This window comes from Yersinia artesiana, assembly GCF_902726545.1.
GTDB classification, from domain to species: domain Bacteria; phylum Pseudomonadota; class Gammaproteobacteria; order Enterobacterales; family Enterobacteriaceae; genus Yersinia; species Yersinia artesiana.
This window is the reverse complement of sequence record NZ_CACVAD010000018.1, coordinates 1-23,384: the sequence shown is the minus strand read 5'-3', so window position 1 is coordinate 23,384 and position 23,384 is coordinate 1. Positions and strand designations below refer to the sequence as shown.

The window sequence follows — 23,384 nt, the reverse complement described above, 5'->3', positions numbered from 1 at the left end:
GTTCCCGGTCAGTGGAGGCGCATTATAGGGAGTTCCTGACAGCCTGCAACCCCTAATTTCAAAAAACTTTTCAACCGCTCACTAATGCGGCAAAAATACGAAATACGGTGAAAAAGACAACAAAAAGGGGGCGATTTCTCGCCCCCTCAAGGAGTTACCATTACTGTTTAGCAATAATATGCCCATTTTCCACATCAAGCGTAACAGGGACTCCCGGTATTAATTTGCCGGAAAGTATCTGTTGCGCCAGTGGATTCTCGATTTCCTGCTGGATTGCGCGTTTCAATGGCCGCGCACCATAAACAGGATCGAAACCAGTCTCGCCCAAGAACTCCAACGCAGGCTGAGTGATAGTGACCTGATAGCCACGTTCTTCCAACCGTTTGTACAGGCGCTCCAGTTGGATACTGGCAATTGAAGCCAGATGCGCTCGGCCCAGTGGATGGAAGACAACAACCTCATCTATACGGTTGATAAATTCAGGGCGGAAGTGGTGAGTAACAACTTCCATCACCATTTCCTTCATTTCGCGATAACTTCTTTCACCGAAACGTTCCTGAATCAAATCTGAACCGAGGTTAGAGGTCATGATGACCACCGTATTACGGAAGTCGACTGTTCTACCCTGCCCGTCAGTCAAACGCCCGTCATCCAACACCTGTAAAAGAATGTTGAATACATCCGGATGCGCTTTTTCTACCTCATCCAGCAGAATGACAGAATAAGGGCGACGGCGCACCGCTTCTGTCAGGTAACCACCTTCTTCATAACCCACGTAGCCTGGAGGCGCACCAACCAACCGAGAAACGGAATGTTTTTCCATAAACTCGGACATATCAATACGCACCATGGCATCATCACTGTCGAACAGGAAGGTTGCCAGCGCTTTACACAACTCGGTTTTACCGACCCCTGTTGGCCCTAAGAACAAGAAGGAACCAATTGGACGGTTCGGATCTGATAACCCAGCACGGCTACGGCGGATAGCATTGGATACAGCTTCAACAGCTTCATCCTGCCCAATCACGCGTTTATGTAGATCCTGTTCCATGCGCAGCAACTTATCACGCTCACTTTCCAGCATGCGAGATACAGGAATCCCCGTCCAGCGCGCCAGCACTTCCGCAATTTCTGCTTCCGTTACCCGGTTACGCAGCAACTTCATGGTCTTCCCTTCAAGCGCCGTTGCCGCCGCTAGCTGTTTTTCCAGCTCAGGAATTTTACCGTACTGAAGTTCTGACATCCGCGCCAAATCGCCCACACGACGAGCTTGCTCTAAGCTGATTTTGGCTTGTTCCAGTTCGGTTTTAATATTCTGAGTTCCGGTGAGGGCGGCTTTTTCTGCCTTCCACTCTTCTTCCAGCTCTGAATATTCACGTTCTTTTTGCTCTAATTCGGTATTGAGCATTTCCAGACGTTTTTTGCTGGCATCATCAGATTCTTTCTTCAATGCCTGCTGTTCCAGTTTCAATTGGATAATCCGGCGCTCCAGGCGATCCAATGATTCCGGTTTTGAATCCATCTGCATACGGATACTTGAACCGGCCTCGTCAATAAGGTCGATAGCTTTATCCGGTAACTGACGATCCGAGATATAGCGGTGCGACAACGTTGCCGCAGCCACAATTGCCGGGTCAGTTATCTGCACATGGTGATGCAGTTCATAGCGCTCCTTCAGCCCGCGTAAAATGGCGATAGTGTCTTCAACAGTTGGCTCCGCCACATACACTTTCTGGAAACGTCGCTCTAACGCCGCATCCTTCTCTATATATTGACGGTACTCATCAAGTGTTGTGGCACCAACGCAATGCAATTCACCACGCGCTAGCGCAGGTTTCAGCATGTTGCCGGCATCCATCGCGCCGTCGCCTTTCCCGGCTCCGACCATGGTATGCAATTCATCAATGAACAAGATCACACTACCTTCTTGTTTTGATAAATCATTCAACACGCCTTTCAAGCGCTCTTCAAACTCACCGCGATACTTCGCACCTGCAATCAGTGCGCCCATATCTAATGAAAGCACACGTTTATGCTTCAGGCCTTCTGGCACTTCACCATTGACAATTCGTTGCGCCAGACCTTCAACAATGGCTGTTTTACCGACACCAGGTTCACCAATTAACACCGGGTTATTTTTAGTCCGGCGCTGTAACACCTGAATAGTTCGGCGAATCTCTTCGTCACGGCCAATAACCGGATCGAGCTTGCCTTGCTCCGCCCGCTCGGTCAGGTCGATAGTGAATTTTTTCAATGCCTGGCGCTGGTCTTCAGCACCCTGGTCATCAACTTTGTCACCACCACGCATATCTTCAATTGCCTTATTTATTTTATCTTTTGTTGCACCGGCTGCTTTTAACATGTCAGTTAAAGTGCCGCGATCTTCAAGTACGGCCAGAACAAACAGTTCTGACGAAATAAATTTATCTGCACGTTTTTGCGCTAATTTGTCGCAAAGATTCAATACACGGACCAGCTCGTTTGATGGTTGAACATCACCGCCAGTCCCTTCAACTTGTGGAAGACGACCTAATGCTTGCTCAATGTCGCTGCGCAAACTGGCGACATTAATCCCCGCCGAGGTCAACAATGGGCGAACCGTCCCCCCATCCTGATTGAGCAATGCGCTCATCAAATGTAACGGTTCAATAAATTGGTTGTCGCGCCCAAGTGCTAAAGATTGGGCATCGGCGAGGGCAAGCTGGAATTTGCTAGTAAGACGATCCAGACGCATAACACCTCCAATATTGGTCAAAATTGCTACTGGAGATTAGATGAGGTCATCCCTCAAATTTTCAAGGTTATTTCGACACTATATTTAAAGTACAACGTCATGCGCCAGCGGATCGTCCTAATTCAATAGGTTATATCAGCCAGATTAAACTTGCCATACGTCCGGTGATTCCATCGCGCCGATAAGAGAAAAAATGTTGTTTTTCAGTCACTGTGCAGCGATCACCGCCATATACAGCGTGAATACCTGCGGCCTGTAGCCGCAATCGAGCTAATAAATAGATGTCGGCGAGATATTTAGAGCCGGAAGGTGTGAACGCAGCCGCGAATTGTGCGTCGATTTGGATAAATGCCTGTTTAACCTCTTCACCCACTTCAAACTGCTGCGGGCCAATTGCCGGGCCTAACCAGGCAATAATAGAAGAAGAACCAGCATTGAACTGAGCTAACGTTTGCTCCAGAACACCGGCACAAAGGCCACGCCACCCCGCATGGGCGGCGGCCACTTCATCTCCGGCCAAAGAACAAAACAACACTGGCAAGCAATCTGCGGTCATTACGGCACAAACTTGCCCAGCGACGTGGCTATAAACAGCATCGGCCTGTACATCAGAAAGAGTCTTGCCGTCCAGATGCAGGACACGAGTGCCATGCACCTGCTCGAGCCAAACAGGCATTTGTGGCAATCCCGCTTGCTCCACTAAAGATTGGCGATTTGCAACCACACTGGCGGCAATATCCCCGACATGGGTGCCAAGGTTTAATGAATCATAAGGGAATTCGCTGATACCACCATGACGGGTAGTGCTACATGCCTTAACAGTGGCAGGCATTGGCCAGTCGGGAAGTATCAGCTTGTTCATTACCAATCCATCTGATCTTTGAATTCTTCAGTATCGGCTTTCAGCGCATTAATCAGCTCAACCATATCTTCTGGTAATGCCGCATGCCATTCCATTTGAATGCCACTGATTGGATGATATAAACGCAGCATAGTTGCATGCAGCGCCTGGCGGTCAAAGCCGCGCAGAATAGCAATAAAGGAATCAGAGGCACCGCGCGGTGGACGTGGACGACCGCCATACAGCTGATCGCCCACCAGCGGATGGTTGATATGAGACATATGCACACGGATCTGGTGGGTACGGCCCGTTTCTAAACGCAAGCGCAAACGAGTATGAGCACGGAAATGCTCCATAATGCGATAATGCGTGGTCGCCGGTTTACCCATTGGATGCACCGCCATATGTGTCCGCTTGGTAGAATGGCGAGAAATAGGCTCGTCAACTCTGCCACCAGCCGTCATATTGCCGATTGCCACCGCTTCGTATTCACGGGTAATTTCACGCGCTTGCAGCGCTTCCACCAAACGAGTCTGTGCCGGAACGGTTTTCGCCACCACCATCAAACCCGTGGTGTCTTTATCCAGGCGATGTACGATACCCGCGCGTGGGACATCCATGATTTCTGGATAATAATAGAGCAATGCATTCAGAACGGTGCCGTCTGGATTACCGGCGCCAGGGTGCACGACTAAGCCACGGGGTTTATTAATAACGAGAATATCGTTATCTTCATAGACGATATCCAGTGGGATTTCTTGAGGCGCCCAGCGGGCATCTTCCTCAATTTGCGCGTCAATTGCGACGAGCTCACCACCCAACACTTTTTCTTTAGGCTTGTTAATTGTTTTACCGTTTACAGTCACCTTGTCTTCCAAGATCCACTCTTTTATGCGAGATCTTGAATAATCAGGGAACAATTCGGCCAAAGCCTGATCTAACCGTTGACCGAGTTGTGATTCGGCCACCGTTGCGCTGAGTTGTACTTGTTGTGCCATATGCAGCTTCTTGTTCGTTAACGTTGGGTTTTGACGGCGATGCCGTTTAATATAATGTGCTATTGTATCTAGATCTTTGTCGGGAGCTTAACGGACAGTCTCCCGGAATAACACTTCGAGGATAATCAAAACGTCATGACGCGTATGAAATATCTGGTGGCTGCCGCCACGTTGAGCCTGGTGCTGACCGGTTGCTCCAGTAACAAGGACGTGGTTCCCGATAACCCGCCTTCTGAGCTCTATGCTACCGCTCAGCAAAAACTGCAGGACGGTAACTTTAAGGGAGCCATTACGCAACTAGAAGCGTTAGATAACCGCTATCCTTTCGGGCCTTACTCCCAACAAGTCCAGCTTGATTTGATTTATGCGTATTATAAATCTGCTGATCTGCCGTTGGCGCAAGCCTCAATCGATCGCTTTATGCGCCTCAATCCCACACATCCTAACATCGATTACGTATTATATATGCGTGGTTTGACTGACATGGCTCTGGATGACAGTGCATTGCAAGGCTTCTTCGGGATTGATCGTTCAGACCGCGATCCACAACATGCTAAGGCCGCATTCCGCGATTTTAACCAGTTGATTCAAAATTATCCGAACAGCCAATACGCAACTGACGCACAAAAACGCTTGGTGTTCCTGAAAAATCGTCTGGCCAAGCATGAATTGGCCGTGGCGCAATATTACACTAAACGAGGCGCTTACGTCGCGGTAGTTAACCGTGTCGAGCAAATGTTGAGAGATTATCCTGATACTCAAGCAACTCGCGATGCGCTGCCGTTGATGGAAAATGCTTATAAGCAATTGCAACTGAATGTAGAGGCAGACAAAGTTGCCAAGATAATTGCGGCCAACCCAGCCTGATATTGTCTGTCGCGATAAAATAACAAACGGCAGCTCAGGCTGCCGTTTTCAATTCGGTCTTATCACCATAAACCCAAGGGATTTATGTCATCAGACTATCGCGCTGATATCTTATCGGAAGCGCAAAAATAATGCCGTTTTTGACTCTATCCAAGCGATATAACTTATCGATAATGCGGCATTCTGTTCAATGATTCAAGCCCTCAGCAGCTATTCCTGACGTTAAATCACAGTTCCCACGACCTTTGCAAAAAGTGACAAAAATTAGTGATCTTGATCATACATTTTGGGAAAAAGCGAGGTATGCTGAAGTTATCCAAGATGGAGTAGACAGAGAGGTAAGTCATATGACAGTCAACATCACCAGTAAACAAATGGATATTACCCCAGCAATCCGTAAACATGTCGAAGACCGTCTCACCAAACTGGATAAATGGCAGGCCCAGTTGATAAACCCACATATTGTACTGTCTAAAGATCCGCAAGGATTTGTTGCAGACGCCACAATCAGTACACCGATGGGCCCCTTGGTTGCCAGTGCCAAACATGATGATATGTATGCTGCAATTAATGAACTGATCACCAAACTAGAACGCCAATTAAATAAAGTGCAACACAAAGGTGAAGCTCGTCGCGCAGCAAGCAGTGTTAAAGAAGCGAATCTGGAGTCAGTAGATGTAGAGGAAGAAGAATCCGAGCAGGAACAATAGCCGGCATAATCCATCTCATTTCGGATCTAACGCGCCTTTGGGCGCGTTTTTTATTGACAGCAATTCAGGCTGGCGGTTAGTTTAGAGGCTGTTAGTTTTCGCTATAACATATCGTTTCAGTCAGTATCAAAAACAGTCTTCAATAACAGGTAGCCAGCAACGATGATCAATAAAGTGTTTTTCTTCGCATTCTTTTTTACCTTCCCCTGATTGGGAGGCGTTTCGTCGTGTGATAAAGAATGCGAAGACGAACAACAAAGCCTCCCAAGCGGGAGGCTTTTTTTATGCACAAAACATTTAGAATGATAATTAAGGCAAATCCCTATGACCGATAATCCATTACTGGTGCTACGTGAACGCATCAGCGCACTAGATTTAAAACTGCTGGCATTACTGGCAGAACGACGTGAATTAGCGGTGGATGTCGCTAAAGCCAAACAACTTCATCACCGCCCGATTCGCGATAAAGAGCGTGAACGTGATTTGTTGGATGCGCTCATTACCGCCGCCAAACCTTATGACCTTGATGGATTCTATATCACCCGCCTGTTCCAACTGATTATTGAAGATTCCGTATTAACCCAACAGGCACTATTGCAACACCAACTAAACCAAACCGCCCAGCACTCTGCTCGTATCGCCTTCCTTGGCCCGAAAGGCTCATACTCACATCTGGCAGCGCGCCAATATGCCGCACGTCACTTTGAACAATTGATTGAATGTGGTTGCCAAAGATTCCAGGATATTTTTACTCAAGTAGAAACTGGCCAGGCGGATTACGCCGTATTACCCATAGAGAACACCAGTTCAGGTTCTATTAATGATGTTTATGACTTGCTGCAACACACCAGCTTGTCGATTGTCGGTGAGATAACCAATCCGATTGATCACTGTGTACTGGTCGCGACTGAAACAGATCTGAGTCAAATTAAAACCGTCTACAGCCATCCACAACCTTTCCAGCAGTGCAGCCAATTCATTAACCGTTTCCCGCATTGGAAAATCGAGTATTGCGAAAGCACTGCGGCGGCAATGGAAAAAGTGGCGCAATTGAACTCATCTGAAGCGGCTGCATTAGGTAGTGAAGCCGGTGGTGCGCTTTATAACCTGCAGGTGTTGGAACACAATCTGGCAAATCAGCAGCAGAATATCACTCGCTTTATTATTCTTGCCCGTAAAGCTATTGATGTCTCTGACCAGATCCCGGCAAAAACCACCCTAATTATGGCGACAGGCCAACAGTCAGGGGCATTGGTTGAAGCACTGCTGGTACTAAGAGATCACGGTATCATCATGACCAAGCTTGAATCACGGCCAATAAATGGCAATCCGTGGGAAGAGATGTTTTATATTGATGTACAGGCTAACTTGCGTTCTGAATCTATGCAAAAAGCGCTGGCAGACCTGACGCCGATAACACGTTCATTAAAAGTATTAGGCTGCTATCCAAGTGAAAACGTGGTTCCGGTCAATCCGAGCTAACCCCATTTTCCTATAGCCTAAATAGCAAAAAGTCACCCCGATACTGTCGGAGTGACTTTTTGAAACAGGCAAGTGATAGATTCTATTTACTGCCGGTTATCGTTCGCCTGACGCAATAATGAACGACTCTCCACCAGGAAGCGCTCCGCATAATCCCCAAACCAATGCTCAACTTTCTGGAAACTTTGCACAAAGGCTTGTTTGTCACTTTGCTCAAGCAAGGTTATCGCCTCACCAAAACGTTTGTAATAGCGTTTAATCAGCGCCAAATTATCTTCCGATGACATAATAATATCGGCGTAAAGCTGTGGATCTTGTGCGAATAGCCGCCCCACCATGGCCAGTTCCAGCCGATAAATCGGTGACGAGAGCGCTAATAGCTGTTCCAGCTCCACATTTTCCTCTGCTAAATGTAATCCATAAGCAAAGGTTGCAAAGTGACGTAATGCTTGAATGAACGCCATATTCTGGTCATGCTCAACCGCACTAATGCGATGTAGCCTCGCGCCCCAGACCTGTAACTGCTCTAGCAGCCACTGATAGGCTTGTGGGTCACGCCCATCGCAATACACCACAACCTGCTTTGCCAAACTGCCAACATCTGGCCCAAACATCGGGTGTAAGCCAACTACAGGCCCTTCATGAGCCGCCAGCATGGCTTGTAGCGGTTTATTTTTGACTGAAGCAAGATCCAACAAAATGCAATCTGACGGCAATTTTGGCAAACGAGCTATCACTTCTTCAGTGATATGGATGGGCACACTGACAATCACCATCCCGGCATCTGCCAGAATAGATTCAGCCTGCGGCCAGTCCTGTTGCCCAAGCGTTTTTACCTGATATCCGGACAGTGTGAGCATTCGGTTAAATAAGCGCCCCATCTGCCCTTCTCCACCGATGATAACCACCGGACGCAGCTGCGGGCATAGCGTCTTAAACCCTTTGTCATTTTCGCTGGTATAAGACTCTCGCATTATCCGACGCAATACGTCTTCAATCAAATCAGGTGGCACACCTAAAGCCTCGGCTTCCTGTCGGCGTGAGGCCAACATCGCCGCCTCACGATCTGGAACATAAATAGGCAAACCATAGCGGCTTTTAACTTCACCTACTTCTGCGACTAAATGCAGGCGCTTTGCCAGCAAATCCAATAGTGCTTTATCGACTTCATCAATTTGATCACGTAAAGCGGTCAGTTCAGCCACCATACTTACTTTTCCTCTGCAGTCCGTGCCGCCAGCGCTGAACGTAATTCCTGATGCATGCCTCGTAACAGGGTTTCGGTACTGTCCCAATCAATACAGGCATCGGTCACTGAAACACCGTAGCGCATATCAGCGCGTGGTTGCTCAGATGATTGATTACCTTCATGGATGTTACTTTCCAGCATCACACCAGTGATAGAACGATTGCCGGCCTTGATCTGTTCAACCACAGATTCAGCGACCGCAGTCTGACGACGATAGTCTTTATTCGAATTACCATGACTGCAATCTATCATTAAGGATGGAACGAGTCCCGCATCCTGCATCTGTTTTTCACACTGCGCGACATCTTGCGCACTGTAATTAGGTGTTTTCCCACCGCGCAAAATCACATGACCGTGTGGATTTCCCTGTGTTTGCAATAAGCAAACCTGGCCCGACTGGTTAATCCCCATGAAGCGGTGTGGCATGGCGGCGGCACGCATGGCATTAATAGCCGTGCCTAAACTGCCGTCGGTACCATTCTTAAACCCAACTGGCATCGACAAACCCGAAGCCATTTCACGGTGAGTTTGCGATTCAGTAGTCCGCGCACCAATGGCTGACCAACTGAATAAATCGCCTAAGTATTGTGGGCTATTCGGATCCAGCGCTTCAGTTGCCAGAGGCAGACCCATGCCGACTAAATCCAGCAATAATTGACGTGCAATATGTAACCCTCTTTCTACATCAAAAGAGCCGTCCATTGCCGGGTCATTGATCAAACCTTTCCAACCAACGGTAGTTCTCGGTTTTTCAAAATAGACACGCATCACGATATACAGGCTGTCACTCAATTGTGCAGAAAGCGTTTTCAAACGACGCGCATAATCCAGAGCTGCATCCACATCGTGAATAGAACAGGGACCACATACCACTAATAAACGCGGATCTCGTCCTTGAACAATGTCAGCAATGGTTTTGCGCGCGCTAGCAATCGCATACTGATCATTGTCGCTCAATGGAAACTGATTTTTCAGTTCTTCCGGCGTTATCAGTACTTGTTCGGCACTGATGTGGACATTATTGAGCGCATCTTTTTGCATGATCATATTCTTTACCTGTCTCTGTTTAGCGGATGTCGTTTAGCGTGTTTATCGTTTGAGGTCTCCACAATACCACGACGTGTAAACATTTCAATCCATATGTGTAAATAAATAATTACCCGTATATTTACAGGCATATTTTGGTCTGACTTTTGCGGTAAGTCGCAGTTTATGCAGATGCTCCCAATCTCCTCCTGAGGCCATGATAAAATGCGGAAAATTTGTGGAGGCTGTATGTTAAGAGTCATCATCGTCGACGATGAACAACCTGCGCGTGAAGATTTACGCGAAAGATTAAGTGAAGAACACGATATTGAGATCGTCGCCGAATGTAGCAACGCCCTGGAAGCCATCCCCGCAATCCAACGCCTGCAACCCGATGTGATATTTCTCGATATCCAAATGCCGAGAATTAATGGTCTGGAATTGGCCTCAATGCTGAACCCAGAAAAGATGCCGCAGATCGTGTTTGTTACCGCTTACGATGAATATGCTATCCGTGCTTTTGAAGAGCATGCCTTTGACTATCTGTTAAAACCACTCGACCAGCAACGATTAGCCAAAACGCTCATTCGCCTAAGAAGAGGCCTTGGTGTAAATAATAATTTACATAAAATCACGGAACCGATGCTGCGCCATATTCCTTGCTCTGGTCATAACCGCATTTTTTTACTGAAAATTGAGGAAGTGGAATATCTCAGTTCTGAGCTGAGCGGCGTGCATGTAGTCGGAACCATACAATCGGGCTATACCCAGCTATCGCTCAAAACGCTGGAAGAGAAAACCCCTTTTGTCCGCTGCCATCGGCAATATATGGTGAATACCGAACAACTGGGCGAGATACAACTGATGGATAACGGTTCTGCCGAAGTTATTACCCGCAGTGGTAAACATATTCCTGTGAGCCGCCGTTATTTGAAACCGCTTAAAGAGAAATTAGGAATTAACTAACAGCTATTTCACTCTGGAATATATTTATATGTTGCGTCATTGTGGTATTGGTGAATTTTTCAAAACAATATTAATACATTATTTTCACAACAGAGTTTTATATCTTATTAGCACCGTCCAATTCCACTTTAATTAATTAGAAAAGTCCGGACTGATATAAAAACAGAGGCAGATCCCAGATTTAATTAATTACATAACTAAACAATATAGCCTTGATATTAGCAAGGTTTTAATCAATTCAATCTGTGCTCTGATAGATAAAAATGAGTTAGAGCCATGTTCATTGCTTAAAACCGGCTAAATACAACGGAATTTCATTCATGTTGGAAGCAAGGTAATATTATGATAACACTACAATTTATAATTATAATTCTCTGCCTGTTAGTCGGTACACGCTATGGCGGCATGGGGCTGGGGTTAATAAGTGGTATTGGTTTATTTATTCTGACTTTTATCTTTGGCCTCGAACCAGGCAAACCCCCTGTCGATGTGATGCTGACAATATTAGCCGTTATTGGATGTGCTGCTGTATTACAAACCGCCGGTGGCTTAAATGTAATGATGCAATTTGCTGAACGATTATTACGAAAACATCCGCAGCATATTACGCTATTAGCACCATTTACAACGTGGTCATTAACCTTTTTATGTGGCACCGGGCATGTTGTTTATACCATGTTCCCTATTATTTCTGATATTGCCATTAAAAAAGGTATTCGCCCGGAGCGGCCAATGGCGGTGGCATCAGTTGCCTCGCAAATGGCAATTACAGCTTCCCCAGTGTCGGTTGCGGTGGTGTCATTAGTTTCAATTATTGGTGCCAATCACGGCATAGGTCAGGCTTATAGTATTCTGGAAATTCTGGCCGTATCAGTACCCGCTTCTTTAGTTGGTGTTTTGATGGCTGCATTGTGGAGCCTACGCCGCGGTAAAGATCTGGATAAAGACCCTGATTTCCAGGCAAGAATCAAAGACCCTGAGCAGCGCGACTTTATCTATGGCTCAACCGATACCTTGTTAAATCAAGTTTTCCCGAAACAAGCTTATTGGTCGACCGGGATATTTTTCGTTGCTATCGCATTAGTGGTATTACTTGGTGCGTTTGCCGATCTGCGCCCTGCCTTTGAAGTTAAAGGTAAAATGCAGTCATTATCAATGAATCTGGTTATTCAGATGATGATGCTGATTGCCGGTGCTGTTATTCTGATTGGATGTAAAGTTAAACCCAGCGATATCTCTAACGGCGCGGTATTCAAGGCAGGTATGGTCGCCATATTCTCAGTATTTGGTGTTGCCTGGATGAGTGATACCTTCTTCCAGGCCCATATGGGTGATCTGAAACTCGTGCTGGAAGATGTGGTGAAAGGCCATCCATGGACCTATGCTATTGTCCTATTTCTGGTTTCAAAATTGGTTAATAGCCAGGCCGCAGCGCTTACGGCCATTGCGCCAATGGGATTGCAGCTGGGTGTTGATCCTAAAATGCTAATAGCCTTCTTCCCTGCGGCTTATGGCTACTTTGTTCTGCCAACCTACCCAAGTGATCTGGCTTGTATCGGTTTTGACCGCTCAGGTACTACCAAAATTGGTAAATTTATTATCAACCACAGCTTTATTATTCCAGGCCTTATCGGTGTTATCTGTTCATGCATCACTGGCTACGTGTTAGTCACCACTTTTATGTAAAAACACGTAAGAACTAAATTAGGGGTCAGAGCAATTCTGGCCCTTTCGTTTATTTATTTCATCTATATTCAAGTGCAGATTTTTGCTGTTTATTACATTTTAAGAATGAACTTATCAAAAAATCCCTCTTATTATAATTAATTATTTCATCCGAAATATCTTCTGAGTAAGTAGGATCACAACTGCTACAATGCGTGCCGCATCACAAAAATCATTTTCTTCACCATGGACCTATTATGTTCTCTTTGCGTCATACCAGGGCGTTGCCGTTTTATATCAGCACACTCGCTTTATCTCTCTTCAGCACCTCAGTTCTTGCTGACGCGACTGTTTTTACTGCCTTAGACGATCCAGCTACAGCCAAAAAGAGCTTTGATGGTACCGTTGAAGCAGGTTATACCGCCCAGTCAGGCAATACTACTAACTCGACATTGACTGCCAACTCAACGTTAACCTGGTTTCAGCCTAACACCGCTTATAGTTTGTGGGGGGCGGCCCGTAATACCAGCGCCAACAATGAACGCTCTTCCGAGCGTTATCAGTTAGGTGGCCGTACTCGCTATAATTTAACCGATAGAAATTATCTGTTTGGACAAGCCAGTTGGTTGAATGACCGTTATAACGGTTTTGATTCCCGCTCTGTTTTAACCACAGGTTATGGTCGTCAGATTATGACGACACCACTGCATAATCTGCGGGTAGAATTTGGTCCGGGTGTTCGCCATGATGAGTTTTATGAAGGTGGACGTGCGACGAAAGCCTTAGCTTACGCAGGCGGTAACTATACTTATCAGTTGACCGACAACACGGTGTTCAGTGAAGGTGTTTCAGCCCTGGCAAACGAAGAAACGACGTTGAACTCAGAAACGGCGTTAAACGTTGCTATCAATAAAAGCTTTGCATTGCGTTTAGCCTATGTTGCCACTTATAACACCAAACCACCTGCCAGCGCTCCCAAAAATACCGATACCACAACATCCGTAACTCTGGTTTACGGCCTGTAATCATTATCTATAGCGTGGAGTGATGCCACGCTAATTCCCTCTGATATCCCTATCTTCTATACGCTAAATAATTCGAGCTTCAGGAAGGCAGCTAACGCATATGCAACTTGAAGTATGACGAGTATAGGAATAAAAAAAGGGGTTAGCACATGGCTAACCCCTTCATAACTATTAACTTTTGGATGAAGCCTGAGCTGTACCTTAGTTAGTGCGGTTAAGACGCTCTTTGATACGAGCAGACTTACCAGTACGCTCACGCAGATAGTACAGTTTCGCTTGACGAACGGCACCACGACGTTTCACAGTAATGCTGTCGATTACTGGGGAGTGAGTTTGGAATACACGCTCAACACCTTCGCCGTTGGAAATTTTACGAACGGTGAACGCAGAATGCAGACCGCGGTTACGAATAGCGATAACCACGCCCTCGAATGCCTGCAGACGCTTTTTAGAACCTTCAACAACCCATACCTTAACTTCCACGGAATCACCCGGACGGAATGCAGGCACGTCTTGCTTCATCTGCTCTTGTTCGATTTGCTTGATAATATTGCTCATAATAAGTCTCTTACCCTAGGTAAACTGATATATCAGGAAGTTGGCACACGGCACAACGTTCCTTTCATAGTTCTGTTGCTTCAGGGCTTGTGTTCCCGTTGGAACTCAGCCAGCAACACCATTTGCTCGTCAGTCAGAGCTAGGCTTTCTAGAAGTTCAGGTCTTCTAAGCCAGGTACGGCCCAGCGACTGCTTTAAGCGCCAGCGACGAATCTCGGCATGGTTACCCGACAGCAAGACTGGCGGTACCTCCATCCCTTCTAACACCTCAGGACGAGTGTAGTGTGGGCAATCCAGCAATCCATCAACAAAGGAATCTTCCTCCGCTGAGGCCTGATGACCCAGCACACCCGGGATAAAGCGGGATACTGAATCTATCAGCGTCATTGCCGGCAGCTCGCCACCGCTGAGAACGTAATCTCCAATTGACCATTCTTCATCAATTTCGGTTTTGATTACGCGCTCATCAACTCCTTCGTACCGACCACACACCAGAATCATCTTCTGATTAGTCGCCAGTTCGCAAACACCGGTTTGGTCCAGCTTGCGCCCTTGAGGTGACAGATAAATCACCTTTGCTCCCTCGCCTGCCGCTGCTTTTGCTGCATGAATGGCTTCCCTTAACGGTTGCACCATCATCAACATTCCCGGGCCACCACCATATGGGCGGTCATCCACGGTACGATGCCGGTCGTAGGTAAAGTCGCGAGGACTCCAACACTGCACGCTCAGCAGGCCATTTTTTACTGCCCGGCCAGTCACCCCGTAATCGGTTATTGCGCGGAACATCTCGGGAAACAGGCTAATAACACCAATCCACATTGTTTTGTTCCACTCATCTTTGCCGTTTAATTCGGAGGTCAAAAACCAGGATCCCAATCTACTTCAACACGTTGAGCAGTGAGATCGACATTCTTGATAACCTGCCCATGAAGAAACGGGACCAACCGCTCCTTCATACCGAATGCATCTTTCAGGTTTGCCTTTACTACCATCACATCGTTAGAACCGGTTTCCATCATATCGATGATTTTACCCAGTTCGTAACCCGTGGTTGTTACTACCTGACAGCCCATAAGGTCTTTCCAGTAGTAATCATCCTCTTCCAGTTCAGGCAGTTGTTTGGAATCGACGACAATTTCGCAATTGGTCAGTAGATTCGCGGCATCCCGATCATCAACACCTTTAACTTTAATGATCAGATCCTGACTGTGGCGCTTCCAGTCTTCCAACTCGACATGCTGCCACTTACCACCCTGCTGGATAAACCACGGCTGGTAATCAAAAATGCTTTCGGCGTTCTCGGTGGATGAAAATACTCTGAGCCAACCGCGAATGCCGTAAGTTGAACCCATTTTACCGAGAACAATCGGCTGTTCGGGAACGACTGGATTGAGTTGCTTGCTCATAAGAACCACCACCGCGACAGATTAAGCTGCTTTCTTAGCTTCTTTGATCAGCGCAGATACGCGATCAGAAACTGTTGCACCCAGGCCAACCCAATGTTCGATACGGTCCAGGTCCAAACGCAGAGGTTCAGCCTGACCAGATGCGATCGGGTTAAAGAAGCCTACACGTTCGATGAAACGGCCGTCACGAGCATTACGGCTGTCGGTCACTACTACTTGATAGAACGGACGCTTTTTAGCGCCGCCACGAGCCAAACGAATTGTTACCATAACATCCTCTTTAGTTAATAAAACAACTGGACCCCATCGGGGAACGGGGTCCAGTTGCAATATAAAAAGCCCGAAAATTTTACTCATTTTGGCGCAAAAAGCAATCTAAAGCGTAGATTCCTATGCGCTAGTTTTGTAATGAGCACAATTTTCTTCGTTTTCCGCTGTTTTCAGCGGGAAATCTTTACTCACATCACGCTGGTTAATATCACCGCGCGAAATGATATTTAGCGACCTGGGAAACCTGGTGGCATCATACCTTTCATGCCACGCATCATTTTAGCCAGACCGCCATTTTTCATTTTCTTCATCATGCGCTGCATTTCGTCGAACTGCTTAAGTAAGCGGTTAACATCCTGCACTTGCACACCAGAGCCGGTGGCAATACGGCGCTTACGTGAACCTTTAATGATTTCTGGCTTGGCGCGCTCTTTCAGAGTCATCGAGTTGATGATAGCCTCCATCCGCACGGTCACCTTGTCATCCATCTGTGATTTCACGTTATCTGGCAACTGGCCCGCACCCGGCATTTTACTCAACATGCTGGCCATACCGCCCATATTGCGCATTTGCTTCAATTGATCCAGGAAGTCATTGAGATCGAAGCCATCGCCTTTTTTCAGCTTAGTTGCCAATTTTTCCGCTTGTGCGCGGTCAACTTTGCTTTCGATATCTTCAATCAGCGACAGGACATCGCCCATCCCCAGAATACGTGAAGCCACGCGATCGGGATGGAAGGGTTCAAGCGCATCTGACTTTTCACCGACACCGAGGAATTTAATCGGCTTGCCGGTAATATGGCGAATTGACAGCGCAGCACCGCCACGAGCATCACCATCAACTTTGGTCAGCACGACACCGGTGAGCGGCAGCGCCTCATTAAATGCTTTTGCCGTATTGGCAGCATCCTGACCGGTCATGGCATCAACCACAAACAAAGTTTCAACCGGGTTAATCGCGGCATGAACTTGTTTGATTTCGTCCATCATCGCTTCATCGACGTGCAAGCGACCGGCGGTATCGACAATCAGAACATCATAAAATTTAAGCTTCGCCTGCTGTAGAGCACGATTGACGATATCAATCGGTTTTTCCTGTACATCAGATGGGAAGAAATCAATGCCAACACCCTGCGCGAGGGTTTCCAACTGTTTGATCGCCGCGGGGCGATAAACGTCAGCGGAAACAACCAGCACTTTTTTCTTCTGTTTTTCTTTAAGGAACTTACCCAGCTTAGCCACACTGGTGGTTTTACCCGCCCCTTGCAAGCCGGCCATTAACACCACTGCTGGCGGTTGTGCTGCCAGATTCAGTTCGTTATTGACCTCGCCCATCGCGGCAATAAGTTCATTTTTAACGATTTTGACGAACTCTTGCCCTGGCGTGAGACTCTTATTTACCTCATGCCCGACAGCGCGCTCTTTTACCCGGTTAATAAAATCACGAACAACCGGCAGAGCTACGTCAGCTTCCAGTAACGCCATGCGTACTTCACGTAGCGTTTCTTTAATATTTTCTTCTGTCAGCCGGCCACGGCCGCTGATATTGCGCAATGTGCGCGACAATCGATCAGTTAAGTTCTCAAACATTGTCTCATACTCAACGTGGAAACAGGCCGCTCTGGCGACACAATGGGGGGATTATAACACGAAGCTTAAACGATCTCTGCCCTCACGTCGGAGAACGGTTGGAGAGGAACGCGCTCGACGCTATACTGGCTACCTAATTCACTTAGCCGATGCTCATATAACGCTATGCCCGTGTTCTCCATTTTGGCTTTGATCGCATATTCGCTCAGCCTGGGCTTAATTGTCCCAAGCCTGGTGCAGAAAAATAGTGCTTACCGGCGATTAGCGCTGGTTTCTGCCGTCGTGGCGCTAGTGTGCCATGCTATCGCTCTAAAGCATCAGGTTTTTGATGTCGGCGGCGGACAAAACCTCACTTTATTGAATATCGGCTCCATTGTCGGGCTGATGATCTGCACCATCATGACTATCGTCGCCTCGCAAGGCCGTGGTTGGTTTTTGCTGCCGATAGTTTACAGTTTTGCCATGATCAATCTGGCACTTGCCAGTCTGCTCCCTGGTGAGTTCATTACCCATCTGGAGGCCAGTCCGGCCATTTTCGTTCACATTGGGCTAGCACTTTTTGCTTACGCAACGCTTATCATCGCAGCACTATACGCCCTTCAACTGGCTTGGCTCGATTATCAGCTAAAAAATAAGAAAGTCACCTTTAATGCTGATATGCCGCCCTTGATGAGCATTGAACGTAAAATGTTTCACATCACCCAAATCGGGGTGGTTTTGCTGACCCTAACGCTGTGTACTGGCCTGCTTTATATGGATGATATATTCAGTAAAGAAAACGTCCATAAAGCGGTGTTATCAATCATGGCCTGGTTTGTCTACATCGTTTTATTGTGGGGCCATTACCATGAAGGTTGGCGCGGGCGTAGAGTGATTTGGTTCAGTTTTGCAGGCGCATTTTTACTCACTCTGGCCTATTTTGGCAGCCGCCTGCTACAGGAGATCATGGTCTCTTAGCCATTATTACAATCATCCACACATAGCCTTGTTGAATCCACAGGGCTTTCATTGTTATTAAGGAACACGGTGTTGGATCATGTCTCAACTAGCACACTGATCATCATTCTGGTCATTATGATCGTGGTTTCGGCTTATTTTTCAGCTTCAGAAACCGGCATGATGACACTCAATCGCTACCGTCTACGCCACTTATCCAAGCAAGGTAATCGCGCCGCACGCCGGGTTGAGAAACTCTTACGTCGTCCTGACCGCCTGATAAGTTTGGTATTAATCGGCAATAATCTGGTCAATATCCTGGCCTCAGCACTGGCAACCATTGTGGGTATCCGGCTCTATGGCAATGCCGGGGTCGCTATAGCCACCGGTGTATTAACTTTTGTGGTGCTGATTTTTGCTGAAGTGATGCCGAAAACCATCGCCGCCCTTTATCCTGAGCGCGTGGCGTTCCCCAGTAGCGTTTTACTGGCTCCGTTACAAAAAATCATGCTGCCACTGGTATGGCTACTCAATACCATCACACGTGGGCTGATGCGCTTGTGTGGTATCCGCGGAAACGTTCACAGTAGTGATGCCGTGAGTAAAGATGAATTGCGCAGTATTGTGAATGAATCGCACTCACAAATTTCTCGTCGTAATCAAGATATGTTGATATCCGTGCTGGATCTGGAGAAGGTCACCGTCAGCGATATTATGGTGCCGCGTAATGAGGTGGTTGGAATTGATATCAATGATGATTGGAAGTCAATCATGCGGCAGCTCACTCACTCGCCACATGGACGTATCGTTTTATATCGCCAATCATTAGACGATGCTATCGGCATGCTGCGCGTGCGAGAGGCCTATCGGCTTATGACGGAGAAAAAAGAATTCAATAAAGAGAACCTGTTGCGCGCCGCCGATGAGATCTATTTTATCCCCGAAGGCACTCCATTAAATGTGCAACTGGTGAAATTCCAGCGCAATAAAGAAAAAGTCGGCATGATTGTTGACGAATACGGCGATATTCAGGGATTAGTGACCGTTGAGGATATTCTGGAAGAAATTGTCGGCGATTTCACAACATCCATGTCCCCTAGCCTGGCAGAAGAGGTCAATCCGCAGAGCGATGGCTCTGTACTCATCGATGGCAGCGCCAATGTGCGCGAACTGAACAAAGCATTCAACTGGTCACTCCCTATCGAGGCCCGTACGATCAATGGCATGTTGCTGGAGGAGCTAGAGGATATACCTCAGATAAATGCCCAAGTTCGTGTTGGAAATTATCTGATTGATGTGCTGGACGTACAGGAAAACATGATTAAGCGGGTGCGGGTTACCCCTATCCTGCCTGATAACCAGGCGAGCTAATCAGTGATATCAAGGGAATAAAAAAGACGCCTTTTCAGCGTCTTTTTTGCATTTCTCTACCGAACAGCAAAATCTACAACTGAAAACTAGATATGTAATTCAGTCAGTTTTTCTTTCGGCAATGCCAGTTCTTCGTTGTGATTGATACGCACGCCGCGGTCGATAATCCCTTTGGCAATCTCCTGCGCCTCTTCCAGCGAATGCATATGGTAAGTGCCACACTGATATTCGTTCAATTCAGGAATTTTGCGCTGGTCGGTCACTTTCAATACATCAGCCATTGCCGCTTTCCAGGCATCAGCAACACGTTGCTCATCTGGCGTACCAATCAGGCTCATGTAGAAACCGGTACGACATCCCATGGGGGATATATCGATAATCTCCACACCATTACCATTGAGATGATTACGCATAAAGCCGGCAAACAAGTGCTCCAGTGTATGAATCCCTCGTTCTGGCATCACTTCTTTATTTGGCACACAGAAACGTAAATCGAATACCGTTATCTCGTCGCCATGAGGGGTTTTCATCGTCTTAGCAACGCGTACAGCCGGAGCTTTCATAATGGTATGGTCAACGGTAAAGCTATCCAATAATGGCATTTAGTTACCTCCTCATAAAAAAATAATTTTTATTCGATCTTTTTTTCGCAACCCATGAAACTTTTTGGTATCCCGCACGTCTTAATATGTGAAAGACGCGCATTTGTTATCATCATCCCTGTTATCAGAGATGTTAATTTGGCCACAGCAATGTGGCCTTTTCTTTTTACTGTCCGCCGTGAAGTGCCAAATACTCTTCAAAGCTTAGCTTATCTTTGAGTTCCAGCTCACGTTGACGTACCCAAGAAGCTGCACCCTCTTCGGATAATTGCTCCTCAGTTAGCAATTCCAACGGTTCATTTTGCAGCATTTCCCTGTAGCGCTCCGCTAACTCAAGGCCAACACCACCAATACCACCTTCTTTCATCGCTTGCAAAATACGCGCAGAGAACGTCAGGCTCGGATCATCAAAAGAGGCGACAAGTTCATCACAAACTTGTTGATATTCGGTGCTATCTTTACCATCCAATACTTCTGCAACGCGGCGCAAGTCGGCAAACAGATCTTTACCCACCTTTTCCAGCGGCTCACGGGTGTCGTTACATCCCATCCCGATAGTTTGCCCCGGTTTACGCCCTTCCAAAATAACCCGATTCCAGTTTTTACGGGTGCACAGCAGTTCATCACTACTCATTTCAGGCGCATCCGCCAGTACACACCAAATCAAGAACAGATCAAGGAAGCGCGCCTGTACCGCATCAACACCAATAGGTGAGAATGGATTGATGTCTAAGGAGCGGACTTCAATATACTCAATACCACCGCGCAACAATGCATCAGATGGCGACTCACCAGCACGGGTAACTCGCTTAGGTCGAATCGGAGCATAGAGTTCATTTTCAATCTGTAACACATTGGTGTTCAGTTGCAGATGACGGTCACCGTCTTTTAGCCCCAATGCCGCATATTCTTCTGATGGCGTTTGAATGGCGCGCTTCAGCCCAGCAACGTAGGTATGCAGGTCATTAAACGTAATCCCCAAATTGCTTTGTGATTTATTGGTATAACCCAAATCACTCAGACGCAATGAGGTGGCATACGGCAGATAACACATCCCTTTATCATTACGCTCGAACGGTAATGCCGTTTCACGCCCTTGCAGGAATGATGCACAAATGGCCGGTGACGCACCAAACAGGTAAGGGATGACCCAGCCAAAGCGATAATAATTGCGAATCAGGCGGAAATATCCCGCTGAAATCTCTTCCTTGCCGCTTTTTTCATCGGTAACACCCGCCCACGCTTGCCAAAATTCCAGCGGCAAAGAGAAGTTATAGTGCACACCGGAAATCGTTTGCATCAAGGCACCGTAACGGTTTTTCAAGCCCTCACGATAAAGAGTCTTAAAACGACCAATGTTAGAAAAGCCATATTTAGCCAGCTCAATATCCTGCTCTGCACCAATAAAGCAAGGCATGCTAAGTGGCCACATACGCTCATCGCCGAGTTTGCGTGCGGTATAGCGGTGAATATCACGTAAAAAAGTCAGCAAATGGTCAATATCGCCATCGACTGGAGTAATAAATTCCAGCAATGCCTCAGCAAAGTCGGTGGTAATCCATTGATGTGTCAGGGCTGCACCCAGTGACTCTGGGTGGCCCGTCGAGGCTAGTTGGCCATCGGCAGTCACTCTCAATGTTTCCCGCTCAATGCCGCGGCGGATACCTTTCAGGGCTTTAGGGTGCGCTTCCAACCAAGTCAGCGCGTGTGATACATCCGGGATCAAATCGACCTCCCGCTCTTGAAAACCATAACTCGCCAGCATACTGAAACTGCATAGATGTGACCACGTAAGTTTGTCACATTCTTTACTGCCACCAGGCTATTCCTTGTAACGTAATTACCGTTAATACGATATAACGCAATGCTTTCCCCAGACACAGAAAAAAAGCCACAAGACCCCAAGGCATACGCAACCAGCCTGCCAACACACACATCAAATCGCCCACTACCGGTAGCCAGCTCAGTAACAGAGCTGCCGGGCCAAAACGTTGAAGCCAGCCAAGAGCTGTGCTCATCCCACGTTGTGGTTTTAGTTCCGGTAATAAACGGCCTATAACAACGTTCGTTAGCCCCCCAAGGGTATTTCCGACAGTGGCAGACAGCACCAGCATCATGGCCGGCGCACTACTTGCCGTTAAAAGGGTGACTAACAGAATTTCAGAATTTCCGGGTAAGAGCGTCGCGCTGAGAAAGCTACTCCCGAATAATGAAGCAACAGCTAGCGTACTACTCACAGTAGACGCACATCAACTATTGCCATATTCGCCCTTTTTGCCGCCTCAATACCAAAATCAGCATCTTCAAAAACCACACACTTCTCTGGGGGCACACCTAATAGCTGCGCGCAGCGCAAGAATGTTTCTGGCTCTGGCTTATGTTGAGTGACATCGTCGGCACCGACAATAACATCAAAATAATCGCGTAAGCCTAAGTGGCGTAAAAGCAGCTCTGCCATGGCGTGTTCGCTTCCAGTACCGACAGCCATAGGTTTACGCCCATGATAGGCTTTAACCACGTCTATGAGCGGCAGAGGCTTCACATTGTCCAGTAGCAGTGATTTAAACAGTGTTGTTTTCTCAGCAGCCAGTACATGGGGATCTAAGTCCGATTGATTATTTTCAATGATTACGCGGGCAATTTTCCACGTCGGCGCCCCATTCAAAGCCACTAATGCCTGCTCATCAAATGCCATGCCATAAGGCGCCAGCACCTGTCGCCATGCCTGTCGATGTGTAGGCTCAGTATCCAGGATGGTGCCATCCATATCAAAAATCAGGCCTTCATAGCGCTCGTACATCGTGGCTCCACGACCAAGGAGAAAATGAAAACTACTTTATCGCAAACTAACTAAATTGTCGCTCACTGTATAATTAATTGAATTTAATCAATAAAACATCATTTTCAATTGGAGGCAGCGCTATTATGCATCGTGAAAATTAATGCGTAGGGAGGTGTAGTGAGATAAGCGGCTTAAAAGCAGAAAACCCCGCCGTAGCGAGGTTTCTTAATATGGTGCACCCAGGAAGATTCGAACTTCCGACCGCTCGGTTCGTAGCCGAGTACTCTATCCAGCTGAGCTATGGG

22 protein-coding genes and 1 other annotated feature are annotated in these 23,384 nt (G+C 47.1%); of the genes, 8 read left to right on the top strand and 14 right to left on the bottom strand.

Annotation, left to right across the window (positions count from 1 at the left end):
* Window positions 1-160: 160 nt before the first annotated feature.
* From clpB to rluD, 3 genes are all read right to left on the bottom strand, one after another.
* Window positions 161-2,734, bottom strand: coding sequence for an ATP-dependent chaperone ClpB (gene clpB / locus HU019_RS08040; protein WP_174848964.1), 2,574 nt, complete (start codon window positions 2,732-2,734; stop codon window positions 161-163).
* Window positions 2,735-2,864: 130 nt separating this feature from the next.
* On the bottom strand, window positions 2,865-3,596 hold the full coding sequence (gene yfiH / locus HU019_RS08035) for a purine nucleoside phosphorylase YfiH (RefSeq protein WP_174848965.1): 732 nt from the start codon (window positions 3,594-3,596) through the stop codon (window positions 2,865-2,867).
* Window positions 3,596-4,573: a 23S rRNA pseudouridine(1911/1915/1917) synthase RluD gene (gene rluD / locus HU019_RS08030; RefSeq protein ID WP_005166515.1), complete on the bottom strand. Its 978-nt coding sequence runs from the start codon at window positions 4,571-4,573 to the stop codon at window positions 3,596-3,598. The genes yfiH and rluD overlap by 1 nt, the downstream gene beginning before the upstream one ends.
* Window positions 4,574-4,708: 135 nt before the next feature.
* Between rluD and bamD the strand changes: the two genes are divergently transcribed.
* The 3 genes from bamD (at window position 4,709) to pheA (ending at window position 7,632) form a co-directional block, all read left to right on the top strand.
* Complete coding sequence (gene bamD, locus HU019_RS08025; RefSeq protein WP_174848966.1) at window positions 4,709-5,440, top strand: outer membrane protein assembly factor BamD; 732 nt, start codon at window positions 4,709-4,711, stop codon at window positions 5,438-5,440.
* A gap of 347 nt (window positions 5,441-5,787) precedes the next feature.
* On the top strand, window positions 5,788-6,150 hold the full coding sequence (gene raiA / locus HU019_RS08020) for a ribosome-associated translation inhibitor RaiA (RefSeq protein WP_005166518.1): 363 nt from the start codon (window positions 5,788-5,790) through the stop codon (window positions 6,148-6,150).
* 161 nt (window positions 6,151-6,311) lie between these two features.
* Window positions 6,312-6,436, top strand: a sequence feature (Phe leader region).
* A gap of 38 nt (window positions 6,437-6,474) precedes the next feature.
* Window positions 6,475-7,632 (top strand): bifunctional chorismate mutase/prephenate dehydratase, encoded by a 1,158-nt coding sequence (gene pheA, locus HU019_RS08015; protein ID WP_174848967.1) that lies wholly within the window; start codon window positions 6,475-6,477, stop codon window positions 7,630-7,632.
* An 86-nt stretch (window positions 7,633-7,718) separates the two neighbouring features.
* Here the strand turns inward: pheA and tyrA are convergent, their stop codons facing one another.
* Both tyrA and HU019_RS08005 read right to left on the bottom strand, forming a co-directional pair.
* Window positions 7,719-8,840, bottom strand: coding sequence for a bifunctional chorismate mutase/prephenate dehydrogenase (tyrA, locus tag HU019_RS08010; RefSeq protein ID WP_174848968.1), 1,122 nt, complete (start codon window positions 8,838-8,840; stop codon window positions 7,719-7,721).
* A 2-nt stretch (window positions 8,841-8,842) separates the two neighbouring features.
* Complete coding sequence (locus HU019_RS08005) at window positions 8,843-9,922, bottom strand: 3-deoxy-7-phosphoheptulonate synthase (RefSeq protein ID WP_026017940.1); 1,080 nt, start codon at window positions 9,920-9,922, stop codon at window positions 8,843-8,845.
* Between the two features lie 234 nt (window positions 9,923-10,156).
* Between HU019_RS08005 and btsR the strand changes: the two genes are divergently transcribed.
* The 3 genes from btsR (at window position 10,157) to HU019_RS07990 (ending at window position 13,563) form a co-directional block, all read left to right on the top strand.
* Entirely contained in the window at window positions 10,157-10,873 is a 717-nt protein-coding gene (gene btsR / locus HU019_RS08000; RefSeq protein WP_174848969.1) for a two-component system response regulator BtsR, read from the top strand.
* A gap of 342 nt (window positions 10,874-11,215) precedes the next feature.
* The gene (locus HU019_RS07995; protein ID WP_005167439.1) at window positions 11,216-12,559 is read left to right on the top strand and encodes an anaerobic C4-dicarboxylate transporter; all 1,344 of its coding nucleotides are present in this window, start codon (window positions 11,216-11,218) and stop codon (window positions 12,557-12,559) included.
* Between the two features lie 236 nt (window positions 12,560-12,795).
* Entirely contained in the window at window positions 12,796-13,563 is a 768-nt protein-coding gene (locus HU019_RS07990; RefSeq protein ID WP_174848970.1) for a DUF481 domain-containing protein, read from the top strand.
* Window positions 13,564-13,764: 201 nt separating this feature from the next.
* Here the strand turns inward: HU019_RS07990 and rplS are convergent, their stop codons facing one another.
* From rplS to ffh, 5 genes are all read right to left on the bottom strand, one after another.
* Window positions 13,765-14,121 carry a 50S ribosomal protein L19 gene (gene rplS / locus HU019_RS07985; RefSeq protein WP_004393427.1) on the bottom strand — a complete coding sequence of 119 codons (357 nt, stop codon included), beginning with the start codon at window positions 14,119-14,121 and terminating at the stop codon, window positions 13,765-13,767.
* An 80-nt stretch (window positions 14,122-14,201) separates the two neighbouring features.
* Window positions 14,202-14,942: a tRNA (guanosine(37)-N1)-methyltransferase TrmD gene (gene trmD, locus HU019_RS07980; RefSeq protein WP_050076096.1), complete on the bottom strand. Its 741-nt coding sequence runs from the start codon at window positions 14,940-14,942 to the stop codon at window positions 14,202-14,204.
* Window positions 14,943-14,980: 38 nt separating this feature from the next.
* Window positions 14,981-15,529, bottom strand: coding sequence for a ribosome maturation factor RimM (gene rimM, locus HU019_RS07975; protein ID WP_050534968.1), 549 nt, complete (start codon window positions 15,527-15,529; stop codon window positions 14,981-14,983).
* Between the two features lie 21 nt (window positions 15,530-15,550).
* Window positions 15,551-15,799, bottom strand: a complete 249-nt coding sequence (gene rpsP, locus HU019_RS07970; RefSeq protein ID WP_050076147.1) for a 30S ribosomal protein S16 — start codon at window positions 15,797-15,799, stop codon at window positions 15,551-15,553.
* 227 nt (window positions 15,800-16,026) lie between these two features.
* Window positions 16,027-17,388: a signal recognition particle protein gene (gene ffh / locus HU019_RS07965; RefSeq protein ID WP_005167432.1), complete on the bottom strand. Its 1,362-nt coding sequence runs from the start codon at window positions 17,386-17,388 to the stop codon at window positions 16,027-16,029.
* A gap of 165 nt (window positions 17,389-17,553) precedes the next feature.
* Here ffh and HU019_RS07960 point away from each other — a divergent pair, with 165 nt between their 5' ends.
* Both HU019_RS07960 and HU019_RS07955 read left to right on the top strand, forming a co-directional pair.
* Window positions 17,554-18,345, top strand: a complete 792-nt coding sequence (locus tag HU019_RS07960) for a cytochrome C assembly family protein (RefSeq protein ID WP_174848971.1) — start codon at window positions 17,554-17,556, stop codon at window positions 18,343-18,345.
* A gap of 72 nt (window positions 18,346-18,417) precedes the next feature.
* A complete protein-coding gene (locus HU019_RS07955) occupies window positions 18,418-19,695 on the top strand; it encodes an HlyC/CorC family transporter (RefSeq protein WP_174848974.1) in 1,278 nt (425 codons plus the stop codon).
* Window positions 19,696-19,781: 86 nt separating this feature from the next.
* On the opposite strand, the gene luxS is transcribed toward HU019_RS07955, so the two are convergent.
* The 4 genes from luxS to yqaB form a co-directional block, all read right to left on the bottom strand.
* Complete coding sequence (gene luxS / locus HU019_RS07950) at window positions 19,782-20,297, bottom strand: S-ribosylhomocysteine lyase (RefSeq protein ID WP_004877244.1); 516 nt, start codon at window positions 20,295-20,297, stop codon at window positions 19,782-19,784.
* A gap of 166 nt (window positions 20,298-20,463) precedes the next feature.
* Window positions 20,464-22,062 carry a glutamate--cysteine ligase gene (gene gshA / locus HU019_RS07945; RefSeq protein ID WP_174848972.1) on the bottom strand — a complete coding sequence of 533 codons (1,599 nt, stop codon included), beginning with the start codon at window positions 22,060-22,062 and terminating at the stop codon, window positions 20,464-20,466.
* Window positions 22,063-22,105: 43 nt separating this feature from the next.
* Window positions 22,106-22,534 carry a YqaA family protein gene (locus HU019_RS07940; RefSeq protein WP_026017941.1) on the bottom strand — a complete coding sequence of 143 codons (429 nt, stop codon included), beginning with the start codon at window positions 22,532-22,534 and terminating at the stop codon, window positions 22,106-22,108.
* Window positions 22,531-23,097: a fructose-1-phosphate/6-phosphogluconate phosphatase gene (gene yqaB, locus HU019_RS07935; RefSeq protein WP_174848973.1), complete on the bottom strand. Its 567-nt coding sequence runs from the start codon at window positions 23,095-23,097 to the stop codon at window positions 22,531-22,533. Before yqaB ends, HU019_RS07940 begins: the two co-directional genes overlap by 4 nt.
* Window positions 23,098-23,384: the final 287 nt, after the last annotated feature.

What these genes read in the sequence shown, in the direction of transcription:
- clpB (WP_174848964.1), bottom strand. Translation starts at nt 2,734, where the DNA reads ATGCGTCTGGATCGTCTTACTAGCAAATTCCAGCTTGCCCTCGCCGAT.
- yfiH (WP_174848965.1), bottom strand. Translation starts at nt 3,596, where the DNA reads ATGAACAAGCTGATACTTCCCGACTGGCCAATGCCTGCCACTGTTAAG.
- rluD (WP_005166515.1), bottom strand. Translation starts at nt 4,573, where the DNA reads ATGGCACAACAAGTACAACTCAGCGCAACGGTGGCCGAATCACAACTC.
- bamD (WP_174848966.1), top strand. Translation starts at nt 4,709, where the DNA reads ATGACGCGTATGAAATATCTGGTGGCTGCCGCCACGTTGAGCCTGGTG.
- raiA (WP_005166518.1), top strand. Translation starts at nt 5,788, where the DNA reads ATGACAGTCAACATCACCAGTAAACAAATGGATATTACCCCAGCAATC.
- pheA (WP_174848967.1), top strand. Translation starts at nt 6,475, where the DNA reads ATGACCGATAATCCATTACTGGTGCTACGTGAACGCATCAGCGCACTA.
- tyrA (WP_174848968.1), bottom strand. Translation starts at nt 8,840, where the DNA reads ATGGTGGCTGAACTGACCGCTTTACGTGATCAAATTGATGAAGTCGAT.
- HU019_RS08005 (WP_026017940.1), bottom strand. Translation starts at nt 9,922, where the DNA reads ATGCAAAAAGATGCGCTCAATAATGTCCACATCAGTGCCGAACAAGTA.
- btsR (WP_174848969.1), top strand. Translation starts at nt 10,157, where the DNA reads ATGTTAAGAGTCATCATCGTCGACGATGAACAACCTGCGCGTGAAGAT.
- HU019_RS07995 (WP_005167439.1), top strand. Translation starts at nt 11,216, where the DNA reads ATGATAACACTACAATTTATAATTATAATTCTCTGCCTGTTAGTCGGT.
- HU019_RS07990 (WP_174848970.1), top strand. Translation starts at nt 12,796, where the DNA reads ATGTTCTCTTTGCGTCATACCAGGGCGTTGCCGTTTTATATCAGCACA.
- rplS (WP_004393427.1), bottom strand. Translation starts at nt 14,121, where the DNA reads ATGAGCAATATTATCAAGCAAATCGAACAAGAGCAGATGAAGCAAGAC.
- trmD (WP_050076096.1), bottom strand. Translation starts at nt 14,942, where the DNA reads ATGTGGATTGGTGTTATTAGCCTGTTTCCCGAGATGTTCCGCGCAATA.
- rimM (WP_050534968.1), bottom strand. Translation starts at nt 15,529, where the DNA reads ATGAGCAAGCAACTCAATCCAGTCGTTCCCGAACAGCCGATTGTTCTC.
- rpsP (WP_050076147.1), bottom strand. Translation starts at nt 15,799, where the DNA reads ATGGTAACAATTCGTTTGGCTCGTGGCGGCGCTAAAAAGCGTCCGTTC.
- ffh (WP_005167432.1), bottom strand. Translation starts at nt 17,388, where the DNA reads ATGTTTGAGAACTTAACTGATCGATTGTCGCGCACATTGCGCAATATC.
- HU019_RS07960 (WP_174848971.1), top strand. Translation starts at nt 17,554, where the DNA reads ATGCCCGTGTTCTCCATTTTGGCTTTGATCGCATATTCGCTCAGCCTG.
- luxS (WP_004877244.1), bottom strand. Translation starts at nt 20,297, where the DNA reads ATGCCATTATTGGATAGCTTTACCGTTGACCATACCATTATGAAAGCT.
- gshA (WP_174848972.1), bottom strand. Translation starts at nt 22,062, where the DNA reads ATGCTGGCGAGTTATGGTTTTCAAGAGCGGGAGGTCGATTTGATCCCG.
- yqaB (WP_174848973.1), bottom strand. Translation starts at nt 23,097, where the DNA reads ATGTACGAGCGCTATGAAGGCCTGATTTTTGATATGGATGGCACCATC.